This window comes from Mesorhizobium captivum, from assembly GCF_033977165.1.
Lineage (GTDB): Bacteria > Pseudomonadota > Alphaproteobacteria > Rhizobiales > Rhizobiaceae > Mesorhizobium > Mesorhizobium captivum.
In genome coordinates, this window is record NZ_JAVIJB010000001.1 from 13,093 (window position 1) to 29,203 (window position 16,111).

Here is a 16,111-nt window from a genome sequence, read left to right on the forward strand (position 1 = left end):
ATGGGATTGGGACGGTTCAGATCCCTTGAGCCCAAAAGCGCCGCTTCCGCGCTTCCGCCTACCGGTCCTCGATGATCCTCAAATAGGCCGCGGTCACGAACAGTACGATAAAGCCGAAGAGAATGCGGCGGCCGCCTTCGGGCATATGCAGGATGGTGAGCAGCGTCGTCAGCACGGTGAGGATCAGCGCGCCGACGATGGTGCCGGTATAGCCGCCGCGGCCGCCGAAGATCGAGGTGCCGCCGATGACGGCCGCCGCCACCGAAGGCAGCACCAGCGGCTCGGCGAGCGACAGCGAGGGCGCTTTGATCAAGCCGATATAGAGCAGGCCGGTGATGCCGGCGAGCAGGCTGGAGATGATGTAGAGCGCCGTGATCACCTGCCAGTAGCGGACGCCGGAGAGGCGTGCCGCGCGCTCATTGTCGCCGACGGCATAGAGCAGGCGGCCGAAACCGGTGCGGTTGAGCGTGAAGACGATCAGCACCGCCACCGGCACGAACAGGAAGAGCGCGTTGGGAAAGCCGTAGGTAAGGCCAGTGCCCAGCCAGTTGAGGAAATCCGGGATCCTGGCGCCGGAGGCGATGACGGTGCGCTGATAGACCTGCAGGAAGCCGGTGCCGATCAGGCTGGTGCCGAGCGTCATGATCAGCGGATGGACGCGGAAGACGCCGACGCCGACGCCGTTGACGAGGCCGATCAGCACCGCCGGCAACATGGCGAGCAGAAAGGCTACCGCCGGATTCTGGCTGACAATCTGCGTCGCCATGATGAAGGCGCTCATCGTCGCCACCGTTCCGACCGACAGGTCGATGCCACCGGTGAGCATCGTCATGGTCTGGCAGCCGGCGAGGATCGCCAGCGGGATGGCGAACTTTGCGGTGTTGGCGATCCAGCGCTCGTTGACGATGCCGGGGCGCAGGACCTGCAGGATCGCCACCAGGATGACGAGCAGGATGATCAGCGGAATGAGCGGCCGGTCCGCCATGAAGCGCTTCAGGCGGCGGCCGAACGAGGCAGGCTGGGGCATGGTCGCGCTGCTCGTCATGGCGTTGCTCCTGCCGGGCGGCCCCGGATGGTGATGAAGGCGCCGAACATCACCACGGCGACCATGATTGCGCCCTCGATGATGGCGGTGACATTGGGGTCGATGGCGAGAAGCGTCAGGTCTGTGCGCACCAGCCTGAGCACGAAGACGGCGATGATCGGCCCGAGCAGTCCGCCCTTGCCGCCGCCGAGCGCGACGCCGCCAAGCACCACCGCCGCGACGCTGGCGAGCAGATAGGGGCCGGGGATCGGCGCGCCGATGCCGGTGCTGATGGTGAGCGAAAGTCCGCCAAGTGCTGCGAACAGGCCGGAGAGCGCGTAGGCGACGATCCTGGTGCGCGCCACCGGCACGCCGCTGCGGAAGGCGGCGAGCTCGTCGCTGCCGATGGCGTAGATGGAGAGGCCAAGCCGCGAGCTTCTCAGCGGAATCCATATGACGAAGAGGCAGACGAGGAGCAGCACCAGCGCCTTCGGAACCCAGGCGTCGGCCCAATCCGGCAGGCCGGCGATCGGCATGGTGCCGACGACGGTTGCCTTCAGCCACTCGGCGGCGGCGCCGCCGGGCGCGTCGAGCACCAGAAGCGCCGCCCCCTGCAGCACGAACAGCGTGGCCAAGGTGACGACGATATCCGGCACGCGGGTGACGACGATGAGGAGGCCGTTCAGCGCGCCAAGCACGAAGCCCATGGCGAGCACGAAGGGCACGACGAAAAATGCATATTCCTCGCTGGCGCCGTTCATCATCGAGGCGGCTGTGACGCTTGTCAGCGCCATCATGGCGGCGACCGAGAGGTCGATGCCGCCCGCGATGACGACGACGGTCTGGGCAGCCACCGCAAAACCGTAGGGCAAAACTGCCCGCGCGAGCGAGCCGAAGTCGCCGCTGCCATAACCCGGCTGGATCAGCTTGGTGATAACAAACAGGAAGATGAGCAGGGCGAGCAGGCCGGCGACCCAGCCCTGGCGGCGCAGGAAACGCATCATGACGCGGCCTCCGCATCGGGGGTGGGCCTGACATCGGCCAGAATGCCCACATCCTCCCTGGCGCCGCGCGGCAAGCCGTAGGCAGCCCGCATCAGCGCCGGCTCGTCGGCAAGCTCGACCGGGAAAGTGTCGACGACACGGCCGCCGAAGATGACGATGACGCGGTCGCAGACACGCTGCACCTCCTCCAGCTCGGATGTATAGAACAGCACCGATTTGCCGAGGCCGGCGAGCTCGCGCAGCAATTTGTAGATTTCCTGCTTGGTGCCGACATCGATGCCGCGCGTCGGGTCGAAGCAGAGGATGGTGCGGGCGTCCGCCGCGATCCAGCGGGCGATGGTCACCTTCTGCTGGTTGCCGCCGGAAAGGCGCTGCACTTCGCCCTGCGCGCGGGTATCGATCTGCAGCCGGGCAATGGCGCTGGAAACCACCATGCGTTCCCGCTGCACCCGGATCGGCCCCCATTTGCGCAGTGCCGCGCTGAAGGGCAGCGCGATGTTCTCGCGCACCGAGCGCTGCATGGCGAGCGCCTCGGTGCGGTCGCCGGGCACATAGGCAAACCCGGCGCGGATCGCGTCGCTCGGATGCGAAAATTTCACCGGCGCACCGTCGACAGCGATCGTGCCGGCGGCCGGCCGGATCGAGCCGGCAAGGGCGGCAAAAAGCTCGTCCTGGCCCTGGCCCTCGAGCGCGACGACGCCGGCCACCTCGCCATTGGCGAGATCGAAGGAGACGTCATGCAGCTTGGTGCCGAGCTGCAGGTTGCGCACCGAAAGCCGAGGATGGCTGTCCGTTCCGGCCGAAGCCTCGCCTGCCACGCGGGCCGCGGCGACGCTGGTCTTCTCGATGCGGGCGCCAAGCATCATCTCGACGATCTTTTCCTCGACGCCCGGCTCGATGTCGACGACGCCGACGGTGGCACCGTCGCGCAGCACCGTGGCGCGGTCGCAGAGCGCGGAGATCTCGACGAAACGGTGTGAGATGAAGATGACTGAGCGGCCGCTGTCGCCCTGGCGGCGCACGACCTCCAGCACCTTTTCGGCGAGGTTGGCGGGCAGCGCCGCCGTCATCTCGTCGAGCAGCAGCACATCGGGCTCGACAGCGAGCGCGCGCGCCAGGTCGAGCACGCGCAAAATAGCCAGCGGAATGTCGCGCGCGGTCTCGCGTATATCGAGGTTCGGAATGCCGAGCTCCCGCACCCAGGCGCGGAAAGGCTCGACCGGCGTGCCGGTGAGCCTGAGGTTGGAAAGGACATCGAGATCGGGAATCAGCGCCGGTTCCTGGTAGACCGGGAGCAGGCCGGCGCGGCGCGCGGCGGCCGGCGAGCGCACGTCGCGGGCCTCGCCGCGGATCAGGACGCGGCCGGCGTCGGCCCGGATGGCGCCGGTCAGGATCTTCACCAGCGTCGACTTGCCCGCGCCGTTGGCGCCCATCAGCGCATGGACCTCGCCCGGCAGCACCGACAGCGAGGCGTTGCGCAGCGCGGCGACAGCGCCGTAATTCTTCGCCACGCCGGTGGCGTCGAGGAGGGGATTGGTAGTCAAAGCGTTCTCGATCCAACGGCTCAAATTATGCGCGCCAAACCAAATGGCAAGGACGCCAGACCTTAGTCCGGCGTCCTCGCGCTCCCGTTTCAGATCAGGCGATTATTCTCCAGGGCCCTTGCAGGCGACGATCTGGTCCTTGGTGTAGGTGGTCCAGTCCGGGATCGCGATCGAGACCGGCCATTCCGGGCTGAGCGACGGATCGGCGGCCGACTTCAGCTTGGCCTTGCCTTCGTCGGTGGCGTTTTCCCAGAGCTGCGGCTCGACGAGCACGGTCTGCTGAGGCGGCTTCTTGCCGTCGAGGATCTGCAGCGCCAGCGTGACACCGGCGCCGCCGATCGAGCCGGGGTTGGTGACGGCCGCGCCGACCAGATCCTTGACCGTGTTGAGCTGGCCGACGAAGCCGGCGTTATCGGCGCCGACAACCGGCACCATCGGCGCCTGCTGCTCGACCAGCGCGTCGACGATGACGTTGTCGATGCCGGAGGTCCAGATGCCGTTGATCGGCGTGCCGGTGGCGAGGAAGGAGAGTATCTGCTGCTTGGCCTGGTCCTGCTGCCAGCCGGTGAAGACTTCCTGCGCGACCTTCACGTCGGGGAATTCGGCCAGCGCCTTCTTGAAGCCTTTGTCGCGGTCGCTGTCGGCCGAGGCGCCGGCGGCGCCGCGCATGTAGAGCACTTCGCCCTTGCCGCCCATCTGCTGGAACAGCCACTTGGCGCCGAGATAGGCATATTGTTCCTGGTTGTTGGAGATGATGTAGGCGGACGGCTCGGTCACCGCCTGGTCGACGGCGACCACGACGATGCCGGCCTTGGTGGCTTCCTCGAGGCCGGCCTTGATGCCGGCCGGATCGGCCGGGTTGACGACGATGGCGTTTACCTTGGCGCTGATCAGGTTGCGGATGTCCTCGAGCTGGCCGGCTGCGTCGGTGTTGCGGTGCGCGATATTGAGCTTCGCCACTTCGCCGGAAGCGAGGGCCTGCGCCTTCATCGCGCAGATCATCTCCTCGCGCCAGCCATTGCCCTGCACGGTGTTGGAGATGCCGATCGTGTACTTGCCCTCGGCGGACGAGACGCCCGCCGAGGCAAGCAGGGCGGCACCGGCAAGAAGCGGCGCCATGGTCAGGTATTTCTTCATTTCTGTACTCCTCCACATTGATTGTCAGTTGCAGTTCAGTTTGCAGTTCCGGGGGACCCCGATCGCGCCGGAGCCAAGCCGTTGTTGCTTCATTTGACGAAGGGGCGCAGCACATCGCGGGCCAGCAGGAAACCGCGCTTCACCTTTTCGTCGCTCCCCTCGAAGCGGCGGTCCTCATGCTCGATGATGACCGGCCCGTCATATCCGGCCCGGTAAAGGCCCGAAAAGATGCTGCTCCAGTTGATGTCGCCCAGCCCCGGCATGCGCGGCACTTGCCAGCCTATGCCAGCCGAAAGGATTCCGCGCTCGTACAAACCATCATGATCGATCATCAGGTCCTTGGCATGCACATGCAGCATGTGCGGGCCGAACTCGCGGATGAAGCGCTCCTTGTCGATCATCTGCCAGACGAGGTGCGAGGGATCGAAATTCATGCCGACGTCGCCGCCCCAGGCCTCCAGGATGCGGCGCCAGACGTAAGGCGAGTAGGCGATGTTGTGCCCGCCCGGCCATTCGTCATAGCTGAAGATCATCGGGCAGTTCTCGAAAGCGAGCTTGACGCCATGCTCGCGCGCATGAGCGATGATGGCGGGCCAGACTTTTTGCGCGGTTTCCCAGTTCGCATCCACAGTCCTCGAGGCATCGCCGCCGCAAAAAGTGTTGACGAGCGGGACACCCATGCGGCTTGCCAGCACGATCACCTTCTTCAGGTGATCGATGACCTCCTCCCGGTGCGCTTGATCGTGATGCAGGGGATTGGGGTAGAAGCCGAGGCCGGAGATGGTCAGGCTCTTGCCGGCAAGCTCGGCGGCAATGTCCTTGGCTTGCGCGGCCGAGGTGCCGGCGGCGTCGATATGGCTGGTGCCGGCATAGCGGCGGCTGGCGCCCGAAGCCTTCGGCCAGCAGGCGATCTCCAGGGCCTCGAAGCCGGCCGAGCGCGCCCATTCGGCGACTTCGCCGAGCGGCGTATCCGGAAATGGCGCCGTGAGCAGTCCAAGCTTCATGATCCCTCCCGGTTCCTAACTATGCAGATCGCGCCGGCTGCTTCAACCGCGCATCCGTTGGCCCAGCACAGACTTGTCTGACAAAGCCCATCGGGTCGTTCGAAAGCAGACCATCAAGGCCGGCGATGACATGCGCGCGGAATGTGGCGTTGGCGGCTAAAGCCGGATCGAAAATGGCGTCGATGGCGAGGATCGCGTCGGCGAGGGCTTTGCTGTCCAAACCGGCGCGGTCGGCAAGAGCAGCGATCTTTTCCGCAAACGGATCCGACACCTGCCAGGTGCGACCGAAGCGTGCGGAGGCCTTGACCAGATAGGCCATCCAGCCGGCAACGGGAACGGAGAGAAGCGCGATGCTCTTACCCTTGGCCAGGCGGTCGCGGATCGGGTTGAGCAGGCGCTGCACGATCTTCTGCGAGCCATCGGTGGCGATCTGGTGGTTGCGATGGCGGATCGCCGTGTTGGTGAGGCGCGAAAGGCTCTGCTCGACATAGGCTGCCGGCGAGATGCCGGGCACCGGCATCAGCGTCGGCAGCGTCTCTTCCATCAGCATGCGGCGGACGAAGGTTGCCAAAGACGGATCGGCAATCGCTTCGAAGCTATGCTCGAAGCCGCCGAGAACCCCAAGATAGCAAAGGGTCGTCTGGGCGCCGTTCAACACCCGCATCTTGAGAAGCTCGAAAGGGGTGACGTCATCGACGAAGGTCGCGCCGACACGATCCCAGCGCGGCACGCGGCCGGCGAAACGGTCCTCGATCACCCACTGACGGAAGCGCTCGCCGACGACGACGGCGCCGTCGCGATAGCCGAAGCGTTTTTCCACCGTGTCGATATCGGCCTCGGTCGTGGCCGGCGCGATGCGGTCGACCATGGCGGAGGGGAAGGCGACGTTGGCGGCGATCCAGTCCGCCAGCCGGTTGCCACGCCGTTCGGCGAACGCTCGCACGACATTGCCGAGGATGGTGCCATTGGTCGGGATGTTGTCGCAGGACAGCAGCGTGACCGGCCGGCCATGCGAGGCCATGCGCAACTCCAGCGCCCTTGCCAGGATGCTGGGCACACTGCGCGGCGCCTCAGGGTTGGCGAGGTCGTGGACGATGTCGGGATGATCGAGGTCGAGCGCGCCGCTCGACGGGATGTGGCAATAGCCTTTTTCGGTCACCGTCATGGTAACCATCTCGATGTCGGGCGAAGAAAGCACCTCGAGCGCCGGCGCCGCACTTTCCTGGCTGTCGACGACACGTACGATGCTGCCGATGACGCGCGCCTCGACTTCGTCGTTGTGGCGGATCAGGCGCGTGTAGAGACCGTCCTGTTGGCCGAGCGTCTGGCCAAGCAGGGGCGGGCGGATGTTGATGCCGACCAGTCCCCAATGGTCGAAATTCTTGGCCAGAAGATCGTCAGTGTACTCGGCCTGATGACAGCGGTGGAAAGCGCCGACGCCGATATGGGCGATGCCAGGCTTGAGCGCGGCACGATCGTAAGCGGGTTTGCGGACCTCGGACGGTAGGTGGTCGAGCAGGGCAGGGCGTAGGCTCCTGGCGGCACTCACCGATTTGCTCCGACCACCCACTGCTCCTGGTCAATCAGCGCGCCGGTCATCGGGCCGGCCGCGTCGGAGAGCAGGAAGACGGCGAGGTTCGCGATGTCGTCCACCGAGAACAGCCGGCCGAAGGGCTGCGCGGAATTGGCCGCGTCGAGCCAGCCTTGCCCCTGGCCGAGCGTTTCGGCCTGCATGACGCGTTCGGCCGGCGTGTCGGTCCAGCCGACATTGATGCCGTTGACCCTGATGCGGTCGAAGCGATGCGCGTTGGCGGCGTTCTTGGTCAGCGTCGCCAGCGCGCCCTTGGTGGCGGAATAGACGGCAAGCTCCGGCGAGCCGCAATGGGCATTGATCGACAGGATGTTGACGATGGCGCCGCCTTCACCGCGCTTCTTCATGTCGGCGATGGCCGCCTGCATCAGGAAGAAAGGCGCGCGGGCGTTGGCGGCGAACAATGGTTCCCAGTCGTCAAGGCTTGCGCTGACGAAAGAGGCGCGGTCGGTCAGAGCCCCTGCATTGACCAGCCCGTCGATGCGGCCGAAGCGCTCGATGCATGCCGCGGCAAGCAGCGCCGGAGTCTCCGGGTCGCCGAGATCGGCGGCGACGAAAGCGGCAGGCGTACCGATCGCCGCCAGTTCCGCCGCGACAGCGTCGCCGCGTTGCCGGTTGCGGCCAGTGATCAGCAGCCCTTCGGCGCCGGAGCGTGCGACCGTCTCGGCGATCGCACGGCCGATGCCTTGCGTCGCGCCGGTGACCAGCACCACCTTGCTGTCGAGCCGAACCTCCATTCCTCCTCCCGGAACAAAGTTTCTATTTTTTCAAATATGGAACGACAGTTCCCTTTAGTCAACCGTGCCGGTCAGCCTGTCCGGCGCGCGACGACGCCGTGGACCAAAGCCATGCCGACGGCCAGCGAGGCGGCCAGAGAGCGGAAGCCGGCGAAGTCGGACTCGACCACCTCCAGCCAGGTGTCGGAAAGTTTCACCAGCGGCGAAAAGGTGCTGTCGGTGATGGCGACGATGCATGCCCCACGCTCATGCGCGACGGCGACGAGATCGGGCGTGATCGAATTGTAGGGGCTGAAGGAGACGGCGAGCACCGCGTCGCGCGGGCTTATGCAGCCGACCTGGTCGAACGCGGTCGAGCCGACATTGTCGACCAGCACATTGCGCACGCCCTGTTGCGACAGCGTCAGCGACAGATAGGTGGTGACGGGGAAGGCACGCTTGCTGCCGATGACATAGATCAGCTCGGCTACTGCCAGCAGCTCCACCATTTTCTCGAAGCTGCCGATGTCGAAGCCGTTGCCGATGCGGCTGAGCGAGGCCTGCGAGGCGCCGACCATGCCGTTGAGGAAATGCAAGTTGCTGCTCTGTTCCTTGGCCGGCTCCTGGCCGCCTTGAGAACGACCCTCCGGCCAGGAGCCCTTGATATGCTCCTTGAACAAGCCTTGGAAATCGGAAAATCCGGCATATCCGAAGATCTGCGCGAAGCGCACCAGGGTCGAAGGCTGCACGCCGGCCTGGTCTGCCACCTGGGCGATTGTGCCGAGCGCAACGTCGCTCGGATGCTGCCATAGGAAGATGGCGACCTGCCGCAGCCGCTTCGGGAAATGCACGGTGCCGGACGAGAGCACGGCGCGCAGCTCTTCGTAGGTTTGTGGTTTCGTGTAGCCAAGTGCCGCCAGCGAACGGCTCCGTTTGCGGGGGACGCTGTCGCCGGCGCCGGCTCGGCCGGGTGAAGTTCGCGCGTTGCTCATGGAACGGGCCGGGTTTGAACTGTCGCGTATGAAGCGATCCAACATTGCGGTGGAGACCGCCAATTGTCCAAGTCGGCGCCGCCCCTCATCCGCCTGCCGGCACCTTCTCCCCGTATAGTGACGGGGAGAAGGGGGCTGGCCGAAACGCTGGCTCTCATCTTGCAACGCTGGCGATTGGCGAAACCGCTGATGAGAGCGCCCCTCTCCCCGTCCCTATACGGGGAGAGGATGCCGGCAGGCAGGGGAGGGGCAGCGCCAGCGCTAGGAAAATCGCGCAAACTCATCGAACCCTCCTTCGACAATGCCGCGCAAGGCTAGCGCGGTGTGGTCGTTTCACAAAACAAAATTTGGAAAAGCTGTTCGAAATTGGCGGAGCGCACTCTATAGTCCTGCGCGGCCAATGACAGCCATCCGGAGGAATCTAGATATGGTCTATGCAACCGCTGACGGAACCGCGCGAAAACGCCTGACGGTCGGCATGGTCGGCGGCGGCCGCAGCGCCTTCATCGGCGCGGTGCATCGGCTGGCAATGCGGCTCGACGACCAGATCTCTCTGGTGGCGGGAGCGCTGTCCTCGGATCCGGAGAATGCAGCCGCCTCGGCCGCCGAGATCGGTATCGCGCCCGAGCGCAGCTACACCGATTACCATGCCATGGCGAAAGCCGAAGCGGCGCGGCCGGACGGCATCGAGGCGGTGGTCATCGTCACGCCCAACCATCTGCATGCGCCGATCGCCACCGCCTTCCTCGAGGCCGGCATCGACGTCATCTGCGACAAGCCGCTGTCGACGACGCTAGCCGAGGCGGAAGCCCTGGTGTCGCTGACGAAAGCCAAGAAGCGCCGCTTCGTCGTGACGCTCAACAACACCGGTTACGCCATGGTGCGCCAGGCACGCGAGATGGTGGCGGCGGGCGCGCTCGGCCGCGTGGTTTCCGTGCATGGCGCCTATATCCAGGACTGGCTGACGCAGCTGATCGACGCGCAAGGGCAGAAGCAGGCCGAGTGGCGCACCGACCCGGCGCGCGCCGGGCAGTCGGCGGTCCTTGCCGACATCGGCGTGCACGCCTTCAACCTGGCGAGCTTCATCTCCGGCTTCGAGGCGGAGGCGGTCTCGGCCGACCTCTTCACCGCCGTTCCCGGACGGCGGCTCGATGACAATGCGCATGTCTTGGTGCGCTGGGCGGGCGGGGCGCGCGGCACGATCCTCGCCAGCCAGACCTCGCCAGGCCATTACAACGACCTTTCGGTGCGCATCTATGGCGAAAAGGCCGGACTCGAATGGTCGGGCACGCGGCCGGAGGAACTGCGCTTCTCGCCCTATGGCGAGGAGACCCGCACGCTGGTGCGCGGCGGCCACGGCTCGACGGCGGAAGCCCGGCGCGTCTCGCGCATGCCGGCCGCGCATCCCGAGGGCTATATCGAGGCCTTCGCCAATTTCTACCGCGACGCCGCCGACATCATCCGCGCGCATCGCTCGGGCGGAACGATCGATGCCGCGCGGGCGGCGCAGGTGCCCGACGTGGTCGACGGCGCGCGCGGCGTGAAGTTCGTGGCGGCGGCGGTGGAGTCGAATGCGGCAGGCGGCGCGTGGACGGCTGCGCGATTTGAGTGAGGGACAGTCGCACTCTTGACGGCTTGCCGAACTCGGCCTCCGATGGCCGCAAACGCAGATGAAGCTGCTTGGGTGAACCATGAAGCGCGCGCAGATCGAAGAGCAGAACCGTTACCTCCTGCGGCGCCAGCGCGAATTCCGCCAGGCCGCCGATGTCGTCACGCAGTCCTGGATGGCGTTCCCCGAGATCGAGGCGATCGCTGTCATAGGGTCAGTGGCAAAACCGCTCTGGAAGGAGGTCCCCCGGTTCAGCGAATTCCGCCGCGCGCGCGTCGAGGTCTGGCACGAGCGGCGATCTCGATCTGGCGGTGTGGATCGACTCGCAACATCGGCTCGGCGAGTTGCGCCGCGCGGGAGCCGCCTCACTGCGAAAGGCCTTCGAGGCAGGCGTGGGCATCAGCGTCGCCAACCATCAGCTCGACGTATTCCTGTTCGAGCCCGGCAGCGACCGCTACTTTGGCCGGCTCTGTTCCTTCAGCCAATGTCCGAAAGGAAAGGGAGACTGTCTGGTTCCCGGTTGCGGAGCGATACCCTTCAACAAGCGTATTTCGGATTTCCAACCTTACGCCGACCTCCTGGCACCCGTCCGCTATTCGACGCTCTACCGGCGGGATGCCGGCTTGCTGCGTTCCGCGCTCGACTTGCCGAATGTCGATGATGTCGATGGGCAAGCATACGGCGCGACAGCTCTCTCTGATCGGCTCTTACGGACGAGGCCTGGCCCTTCGGATTGATCACTCAGCATGCCCATTTGCGGCAGGGGGATCCGTCCGTCCGCGCTCGTCGCCGATCAGGGGTGAAAGCCCGTCGAGCACCAGGCTCCGGAACATGGCGTCGACCTCAGACGGCAGCAGTCCGGGCTTCCGCTCGAACCACCAGTTCAGTGCCGTAAGGAAGGCGCCGACGATGAATTGCACGACGAAGTCGCGCGGCATCGTATCGTCGTGGAGGGTGGAGGACAGTTCCTGCCGCACCATTTCCGACAGGATCAGGCGGATCTCGTTCTCCGTCACGGCGCCGCCTCGCCCGCCGATCATCGTCCGGTAGTGATCGGCATACCGGGCCGCATGCTCGAACATGGCCGTGCTGAAGCCAAGCGGATCGTCGTGTAACGCCCCGGCTCTTGCGCGCATCGCGGATTGCGCCTCCTTGAGCTCCTCCCGAAGCAGCTGGAAGCCGCTGCGCAGCAGGTCCTCCTTGCCGGTATAGTGCGCATAGAAGGTCGAGCGGCCGACATCGGCTTCATCGATGATGTCCTGCACAGAGAGCGCCTCGTAGCCCTTGCGCAGCATGAGCGTCAGAAGCGCCTGATGAAGGGCGTTGCGGGTCCGGGCGGCCCGCCGATCGATTCCGCGCGGCATGGATCACTCCTCCCTTTGCGCACCCAACCGTTTGAGCGCCTCTCCCGGTACCCTTTCCAGGACGGCAAGCCCGGATTGTCCGTTAACGGACAATCCGCCCGCATCGTCTGTCGAAAGTTCCGAACAGGATGTCCATTATCATACTTACTGTTTCGAAGCTTCACCAGTTGGGCAATCGATGTGCCGGCATTCGCCGGCTCTCGCGCTGTCGAAGAAAGGACGTGACGAACATGCACCATATGCGAAGCGAAGCGCATACCGCTGGCGCTGCAATCGGCCCGAACGCGAACAAGGGCATTGGCTTCCCGCGTCTTTATGACCTGCTCGTTCTCGTGCTGACGCGTGGGCGGGACCTGGCCTATCGCGAGGCTCTGCTCGATCTGGCCGGCCTTGGGCCGGGCTTCCAACTGCTGGACGTCGGATGCGGCACCGGCACGCAGGCGATTTCCGCCTGGCGCCGCGTGCAGCCCGGCGGATCGGTGGTCGGTGTCGACGTCTCCGAAAAGATGCTTGCCGCCGCTCGCCGCAAGGCGAGCCGGGCTGGCCTCGATATCGCGTTTCATCATGCCGATGCGGCCGAATTGCCGTTCGCGGACGGACGCTTCGATGCAGTCACTTTCACCACGGTGCTGCACATGGTGCCGGAAGCGCGACGCAGCCTTTGCCTGCGCGAGGCTGCGCGCGTTCTGCCGCCCGGCGGACGGCTGTTGCTGATCGACTATGCCGGCCCCGTCAGCGAGCGCGGACACATGTCGGCAAAGCACGGCCTGCATGGCCAGTTCGACCTGCACCGCCTCCGCGAACCGCTGGCGGCAGCCGGCTTCGAGCGCATCGAAGGCGGTCCGCTCAACTGGCTTGGCCTGCATTTCCTGCGCGGTATCAAGGTGTGAGGATTGCGGCAGCGCCGTTGGTGGCTGCAGGCATCCGACGTGAAGCTATGGCCGAACGACCTACCCCTTGATCGCCGAGCCCATGATCGAGTCGACGAAGAAGCGCTGCAGGAAGACGAATAGGATCAGCGGCGGCAGCACCGCGAGCGTTGCGCCGGCCATCACCAGGCCGGTGTTGACGGCGCCGCGGTTGTAGCTCAGCAGCCGGCTCAGGCTGATCACGATCGGATAGGCGTCGGCATTGCCCTGCAGCACGGTGAGCGGCCAGAGATAGCTGTTCCAGTGATAGACGAATGCGAACAGCGCCAGCGCCGCGATCGCCGGTGCCACGCTCGGCGCCACGATCTTGAACAGGATGAGCAACTCGGAGGCGCCGTCCATGCGCGCGGCGTCGATCAGATCGTCCGGCACGCCGGCAATGAACTGGCGCATCAGGAAGATGCCGAAGGCATTGGCGAGATTGGGCACGATGATGCCGGCGAGGCTGGCGTTCAGCCCGATCGAGCCGACCATGCGGTAGAGCGGGATCAGCGTGACGATCGGCGGCAGGAACATGGTGGCGATCAGCAGCGAAAACAGCAGCGAGCGGCCTGGAAACGAGTATTTGGCGAAGGCGTAGCCGGCCATCATGCTGGTCACCAGAATGCCGGCGGTGGTGACAGAGGCGATGACCAAGGAATTCCACATCGAGCGGCCGACATTGATGACGCCGGCGACCTTTTCGTAAGCCTCGAGCGTCGGCGTGCGCGGGATCCAGACCGGCGGCACTTGCATGGTCTCGGCCGGCGTCTTCAAGCTGGACAGCACCATCCACGCAAGCGGGAAGGCAGAGGCCACGGCGACTAGGAGCATCAGTGTTGCAAGCAGCGCTGTGCGCCCCGAGGGACGCTTGCGGGTGAGCGAATGGGTTGCCGCGCTCATTCGCTGTCCTTCCGGTTGACAAGTGAGAACAGCGCCGAGACGCAGACGATCAGCGACAGCATCAGCATCACCGCCATGGCCGAGCCCAGCCCGCCTTGCGCGCGTTCGATCCCGACGCGGCGGATATGGTAGGTCAGCACATTGGTCGAGCCGACCGGCCCGCCTTGCGTGATCAGCGCGACCGGCTCGAACACCTGCACCGCGTTGATGATGGCGATGACGGCGCTGAAGAGAAGCGTGCGCCGAAGCAAGGGCAGCGTGATGAAACGAAACTGCTCGCGTCGGTTGGCGCCGTCGAGCGTGGCCGCCTCATAGAGGCTGCCCGGGATTTGCGTCAGTCCTGCAATCGCCAGCACGGTGAAATAGCCGACCTGCTGCCAGACATTGAGGAAGACGATCGAGATCAGCGCCGAGCGCGGCGAGGAGAGCCAGGGCTGCGGGCCGATGCCGATAAGGCCGAGCAGCTGATTGAATGGGCCTTCGCTCGGCGAATAGAGTTTCGACCAGACCAGCGCCACCGCGATCATCGGCACCATGTAGGTGGAAAACAACACCGTCCTCAACGCGGTGCCGCCGGCGACGTCACGCTGATAGACCATCAGGCCGAAGACGACCGAGAGCGGCAGGATGAGGACGACCGAGAGAGCGGTGTAGACCGCGGTGTTGAACAGCGCGGTCTTGAAGTCGCGCCCGATCGAGGTCGGGCCAAAGATCTCGTGGAAATTACCAAGCCCGACGAAGCTCGCGTCGGAAAAGGGCGTCTGCGTCGACCAGTCCTGGAAGGAGAGCCAGATGGTGAGCAGCATCGGCACGAGCACGAAGACGCCGATCAATGTCACGGCGGGCGCAAGCATGATGCCCGCCGAGGCACGAAAAGTTTTGGCCATTCATCAGACCCAAAACACGCCAGGCCGGAGGGCCTGAGCTTACTTCGCCGCGCGCTCCAGGATCGACGTGGCGTCGGCCTCAGCGCTCGCCTGCGCATCCTTGGCCGAGACCTGGCCATACTGCAACGCCTCGAGCGTCTGCTGCAGGGATTCCGAGAACTCCTGGCCGCCGGGCACGACGGGGAAGGGCCGAGCGTCAGCCAGCACGCTGACATAGCCGGAGAGGAATTCGGAGCCGAGCTTGTCCTTGTGCGCCTCGATGTCGGAACTGCGCGAGGGCAGGATGCCCATCGACATCAAAATGTCGGACATGGCCGAAGCGCCGTTCTTGCCCGACTTCGGGCTGTTCAGCCAGGCGAGGAATTCCCAGGCCGCCTTCTGCTCGGCCTCGCCGGCCTTGGCGTTGACGACAGTCATCCAGGAATAGGAGATCGAATGCGGCTTGTCGCCGCTCGGGCCGACCGGGATCGGCGCGGTGGCGACGTTTGCGAACTTGTCGCCCATGCCGGTCTTGAGCGCGCTTTCCCACCAGTTGGCCATGATGATCATGCCGGTCTTGCCGGAGACGAAATTGTCGAGGAACGGACCGGTGGTGTTGGCGTCGGCCGTCGCCATCGCCGGATTGCTGGCGCCGGACTTTATCAGGTGTTCGTAGAGCGCGAAGGTCTCGCCGGCCTGGGCGCTGTCTAGCGCCGGCTTGCCATCCTTGACAAGGTTGCCGCCATTGGAGACGAGCAGCGAGGCGAAGGGATGGACCACGCCCGCCGCCCAGGAGTTGATCATGCCGAAGCCCTGCTGGCCCTTATCCTTGTCGGTCAGTTTTGCCGCGGCATCCTTGAATTCGGCCCAGGTCTTGGGCGGCGCGGCAATGCCGGCCTCCTTGAACAGTTCCTTGTTGTAGTTCAGCGCGTAGACGTCGATCTCGTTCGGAATGCCGTAGAGCGTGCCGCCGACCGAGGCGGCGCTGACGACGCCCGCCGGCCAGGCGTTCTTTACCTCATTGGCTATCGCTTCGGGCGCAGGGGCGACGAGTTTGTCCCTTGCCAGTTCCGGCAGCCACAGATCATAGATGCCGGCGATCGTTGGCCCGTCGGAGGAGCCGCCCTGTGAGCGCAGCGTGGTGAGCAAGTCGCCGAAGGGAACGGCGCGCACGGTGATGCCGACATCGGGATTGGTCTTGGAAAAATCCTTGGCCGCCGCTTCGAGCAGGGCCACCGTCTCCGGCGACCAGTGGGTCAGATAGGAGATGTTGACCGATTGCGCCCAGCCGGCGGCGGGAAGCGCAACGAGACCCGCGGCAAACGCCAGTTTCGAGATCCAGGCAGACGACATCGGCATTCCTCCACATAAGCCGCGATAAGAGCAATGACGTTATGACAAGTTTGAGCCGAGGCGCAAGCGGTTACCTTCGAACGCGCGGTCAGCGCT

At 65.2% G+C, this 16,111-nt stretch carries 14 protein-coding genes and 1 pseudogene; 3 read left to right on the top strand and 12 right to left on the bottom strand.

Annotated features, from left to right (window positions below; all coding sequences use genetic code 11):
• Nucleotides 1-58 precede the first annotated feature (58 nt).
• The 8 genes from RFM40_RS00065 to RFM40_RS00100 all read right to left on the bottom strand — a co-directional run bounded on the left by RFM40_RS00065 (nucleotide 59) and on the right by RFM40_RS00100 (nucleotide 9,012).
• On the bottom strand, nucleotides 59-1,045 hold the full coding sequence (locus tag RFM40_RS00065; RefSeq protein WP_320228477.1) for an ABC transporter permease: 987 nt from the start codon (nucleotides 1,043-1,045) through the stop codon (nucleotides 59-61).
• Entirely contained in the window at nucleotides 1,042-2,028 is a 987-nt protein-coding gene (locus RFM40_RS00070) for an ABC transporter permease (protein WP_320228478.1), read from the bottom strand. The genes RFM40_RS00065 and RFM40_RS00070 overlap by 4 nt, the downstream gene beginning before the upstream one ends.
• Nucleotides 2,025-3,572, bottom strand: a complete 1,548-nt coding sequence (locus tag RFM40_RS00075) for a sugar ABC transporter ATP-binding protein (protein ID WP_320228479.1) — start codon at nucleotides 3,570-3,572, stop codon at nucleotides 2,025-2,027. Before RFM40_RS00075 ends, RFM40_RS00070 begins: the two co-directional genes overlap by 4 nt.
• A gap of 102 nt (nucleotides 3,573-3,674) precedes the next feature.
• Complete coding sequence (locus tag RFM40_RS00080; RefSeq protein WP_320228480.1) at nucleotides 3,675-4,709, bottom strand: ABC transporter substrate-binding protein; 1,035 nt, start codon at nucleotides 4,707-4,709, stop codon at nucleotides 3,675-3,677.
• An 89-nt stretch (nucleotides 4,710-4,798) separates the two neighbouring features.
• The gene (locus RFM40_RS00085) at nucleotides 4,799-5,713 is read right to left on the bottom strand and encodes a sugar phosphate isomerase/epimerase family protein (protein WP_320228481.1); all 915 of its coding nucleotides are present in this window, start codon (nucleotides 5,711-5,713) and stop codon (nucleotides 4,799-4,801) included.
• 19 nt (nucleotides 5,714-5,732) lie between these two features.
• Nucleotides 5,733-7,262, bottom strand: a complete 1,530-nt coding sequence (locus RFM40_RS00090) for a mannitol dehydrogenase family protein (RefSeq protein WP_320228482.1) — start codon at nucleotides 7,260-7,262, stop codon at nucleotides 5,733-5,735.
• A complete protein-coding gene (locus RFM40_RS00095; RefSeq protein ID WP_320228483.1) occupies nucleotides 7,259-8,041 on the bottom strand; it encodes an SDR family oxidoreductase in 783 nt (260 codons plus the stop codon). Before RFM40_RS00095 ends, RFM40_RS00090 begins: the two co-directional genes overlap by 4 nt.
• 71 nt (nucleotides 8,042-8,112) lie before the next feature.
• On the bottom strand, nucleotides 8,113-9,012 hold the full coding sequence (locus RFM40_RS00100; protein WP_320228484.1) for a MurR/RpiR family transcriptional regulator: 900 nt from the start codon (nucleotides 9,010-9,012) through the stop codon (nucleotides 8,113-8,115).
• A gap of 427 nt (nucleotides 9,013-9,439) precedes the next feature.
• On the opposite strand from RFM40_RS00100, the gene RFM40_RS00105 reads away from it, so the two are divergent.
• Together RFM40_RS00105 and RFM40_RS00110 are read left to right on the top strand one after the other, a co-directional pair.
• Nucleotides 9,440-10,624, top strand: a complete 1,185-nt coding sequence (locus RFM40_RS00105; RefSeq protein WP_320228485.1) for a Gfo/Idh/MocA family protein — start codon at nucleotides 9,440-9,442, stop codon at nucleotides 10,622-10,624.
• Nucleotides 10,625-10,703: 79 nt separating this feature from the next.
• Nucleotides 10,704-11,283, top strand: a pseudogene (locus RFM40_RS00110) (hypothetical protein); the annotation flags it as partial.
• A gap of 75 nt (nucleotides 11,284-11,358) precedes the next feature.
• Here RFM40_RS00110 and RFM40_RS00115 read toward each other — a convergent pair.
• The gene (locus tag RFM40_RS00115) at nucleotides 11,359-11,985 is read right to left on the bottom strand and encodes a TetR/AcrR family transcriptional regulator (protein WP_320228486.1); all 627 of its coding nucleotides are present in this window, start codon (nucleotides 11,983-11,985) and stop codon (nucleotides 11,359-11,361) included.
• Between the two features lie 230 nt (nucleotides 11,986-12,215).
• On the opposite strand from RFM40_RS00115, the gene RFM40_RS00120 reads away from it, so the two are divergent.
• Nucleotides 12,216-12,875 (top strand): class I SAM-dependent methyltransferase, encoded by a 660-nt coding sequence (locus tag RFM40_RS00120; RefSeq protein WP_320228487.1) that lies wholly within the window; start codon nucleotides 12,216-12,218, stop codon nucleotides 12,873-12,875.
• 60 nt (nucleotides 12,876-12,935) lie between these two features.
• Here RFM40_RS00120 and RFM40_RS00125 read toward each other — a convergent pair whose 3' ends face one another.
• The 3 genes from RFM40_RS00125 to RFM40_RS00135 are packed head-to-tail and all read right to left on the bottom strand — an operon-like array spanning nucleotide 12,936 to nucleotide 16,015.
• Complete coding sequence (locus RFM40_RS00125) at nucleotides 12,936-13,796, bottom strand: carbohydrate ABC transporter permease (protein ID WP_320228488.1); 861 nt, start codon at nucleotides 13,794-13,796, stop codon at nucleotides 12,936-12,938.
• Nucleotides 13,793-14,683 (bottom strand): carbohydrate ABC transporter permease, encoded by an 891-nt coding sequence (locus RFM40_RS00130; protein ID WP_320228489.1) that lies wholly within the window; start codon nucleotides 14,681-14,683, stop codon nucleotides 13,793-13,795. The genes RFM40_RS00125 and RFM40_RS00130 overlap by 4 nt, the downstream gene beginning before the upstream one ends.
• 39 nt (nucleotides 14,684-14,722) lie before the next feature.
• Nucleotides 14,723-16,015, bottom strand: a complete 1,293-nt coding sequence (locus tag RFM40_RS00135; RefSeq protein ID WP_320228490.1) for an ABC transporter substrate-binding protein — start codon at nucleotides 16,013-16,015, stop codon at nucleotides 14,723-14,725.
• Nucleotides 16,016-16,111: the final 96 nt, after the last annotated feature.

Bases quoted from the DNA above. Each gene is read 5' to 3' on its own strand.
- RFM40_RS00065 (WP_320228477.1), bottom strand. From the start codon at position 1,045: ATGACGAGCAGCGCGACCATGCCCCAGCCTGCCTCGTTCGGCCGCCGC.
- RFM40_RS00070 (WP_320228478.1), bottom strand. From the start codon at position 2,028: ATGATGCGTTTCCTGCGCCGCCAGGGCTGGGTCGCCGGCCTGCTCGCC.
- RFM40_RS00080 (WP_320228480.1), bottom strand. From the start codon at position 4,709: ATGAAGAAATACCTGACCATGGCGCCGCTTCTTGCCGGTGCCGCCCTG.
- RFM40_RS00085 (WP_320228481.1), bottom strand. From the start codon at position 5,713: ATGAAGCTTGGACTGCTCACGGCGCCATTTCCGGATACGCCGCTCGGC.
- RFM40_RS00095 (WP_320228483.1), bottom strand. From the start codon at position 8,041: ATGGAGGTTCGGCTCGACAGCAAGGTGGTGCTGGTCACCGGCGCGACG.
- RFM40_RS00100 (WP_320228484.1), bottom strand. From the start codon at position 9,012: ATGAGCAACGCGCGAACTTCACCCGGCCGAGCCGGCGCCGGCGACAGC.
- RFM40_RS00105 (WP_320228485.1), top strand. From the start codon at position 9,440: ATGGTCTATGCAACCGCTGACGGAACCGCGCGAAAACGCCTGACGGTC.
- RFM40_RS00115 (WP_320228486.1), bottom strand. From the start codon at position 11,985: ATGCCGCGCGGAATCGATCGGCGGGCCGCCCGGACCCGCAACGCCCTT.
- RFM40_RS00120 (WP_320228487.1), top strand. From the start codon at position 12,216: ATGCACCATATGCGAAGCGAAGCGCATACCGCTGGCGCTGCAATCGGC.
- RFM40_RS00125 (WP_320228488.1), bottom strand. From the start codon at position 13,796: ATGAGCGCGGCAACCCATTCGCTCACCCGCAAGCGTCCCTCGGGGCGC.
- RFM40_RS00130 (WP_320228489.1), bottom strand. From the start codon at position 14,683: ATGGCCAAAACTTTTCGTGCCTCGGCGGGCATCATGCTTGCGCCCGCC.
- RFM40_RS00135 (WP_320228490.1), bottom strand. From the start codon at position 16,015: ATGTCGTCTGCCTGGATCTCGAAACTGGCGTTTGCCGCGGGTCTCGTT.